This is a genomic window from Desulfosporosinus burensis (assembly GCF_054657535.1).
On sequence record NZ_BAAHYN010000039.1, the window covers coordinates 1 to 1,645 of the forward strand.

The 1,645-nt window shown below is 41.2% G+C and carries 1 protein-coding gene; it reads right to left on the reverse strand.

All coding sequences use genetic code 11. The features are described 5' to 3' along the window. Nucleotides 1-94: 94 nt before the first annotated feature. Nucleotides 95-1,339, reverse strand: coding sequence for an IS110 family RNA-guided transposase (locus ACYQ3Q_RS28190; protein ID WP_459928991.1), 1,245 nt, complete (start codon nt 1,337-1,339; stop codon nt 95-97). Between the last annotated feature and the right edge of the window lie 306 nt (nt 1,340-1,645).

The following is a 1,645-nucleotide window of genomic DNA, read 5'->3' on the forward strand; positions in this document are numbered from 1 at the left end:
AAGTCTGAAACATTTGTAGGATAACGCACATTAGTTCGAGAGCATAGCAAACAAGCCATCAAGAGATGACTTAAAATTGAATTAATATACTGAGTCAGGCTGTAGTTTTTATTCGGTATCCTTGATTTTTAGCGATCAAAATTGCTTGTTCAACCGTGATTTCGCGGTCTACTGGAAGAACATCGGATTTTTTGTATAAGTCAGCATTATAGGGTTCTTTCTTTTTAAGAATCATATAAATCGCAGTTAGTAACATGCGCGCAATTGCGATGATTGCTCGTTTGTGCCCACGACGCTTTTTGAGTTTTAAGTAGCGGTTACGGATTTCAGGATGCTTTTCACTCTTTACCACAGCAGTGGCGCATTGGACTAAAAGTGGTTTGATGTAACAACCAGCTTTTGAAATCCTAACAGACTTTTTCTTTCCGGCACTTTCGTTATTCGTAGGTGTAAGCCCTGCCCAGGAGCATAAATGCTTAGCTGTCGGGAACACGTCCATATTGACACCTATTTCGGAAACCACAGTAATGGTAGAAAAGATGTTTTTAAAGGACGGAACAGTTAAGATCAAGTTTAGTTCTTCTGCGTAGGGCACGGAAAGAGAAAGGATAATTCCCTCAAGATCTGATTTGCGCTCAGTGAGATCTTCATAGTGTCGCTTGATGATTTTAAGTTTCCCCGCTTGTTCGAGTGTGATAAACCCATCAACGGCAAGCTCAAGTTCAGGAAGTTTTTTAAACAGAGAACAATGTACAAGGGATTCTAAGTCAAACGTGGTATCCAGGGGGTTCTCAAGGATCTTGTCAATAATCTTCATAGAACTCTTGCCAAAAGTGTCCGAAAGGACATTGCCAAGTTGAATGTTGGATACCGTCAAGCAATTTTGAAGTCTGTTTTTTTCGCTGGACATAAAGTTGGTCAGCTTAGCGCGATAGCGCATCAAGTCTCTAAGCTGTCTAATGGCAAGTGGTGGCATAAAGCTACCTGCGACAAGGTCATGCTTGAACAAGTCGGCAATCCACTGAGCATCTTTATTATCCGTTTTTTTACCGCGGATCGCTTTGACGTATTTCGGGTGAGCGAGGGTAATGTTGCAAGAATCTTCAAGAATGTTGAAGATTGGAATCCAGTATTTTCCTGTAGACTCCATACAAACTTCGCTGCAGTTGTTTTCACAAAGCCATTGTGACAGCTCTTTTAGGCCTTTTGTAAAGGTAGAAAAGCGATGGCGTTTGTAACTAGTAACCCCCTTGTTGTTTGTCGTAGCAATACAGGCAACCACAAAGGTTTTGTGGACGTCAATGCCACAACAAATTTGATGGACAATTTTTAAAGCCACAGTAGAATCTCCCTTCCTAGATTTGAAGGGATAGACAGCATTGACTGATTGCCTAGCTATAAACGAGTAATGTTTATACAAAGATAAGTCTGCGTGCTCAAAGTCACACTTATTTGTGCTTGGAAAGGCAATCTACACATATAAACATGCGGTCACTCCGTGTTTGGAGTAGCCCACTCACCTCCCCGTGGTTTGTAGTTAACTGCTATCCCTACGTTTATAGGATAAATAAAATAACGCTCAAAGCCAACACGTTTCATAACGTTTTGTGCCTTGAGCGCAGCGAAAGGAATGGATATAAACATG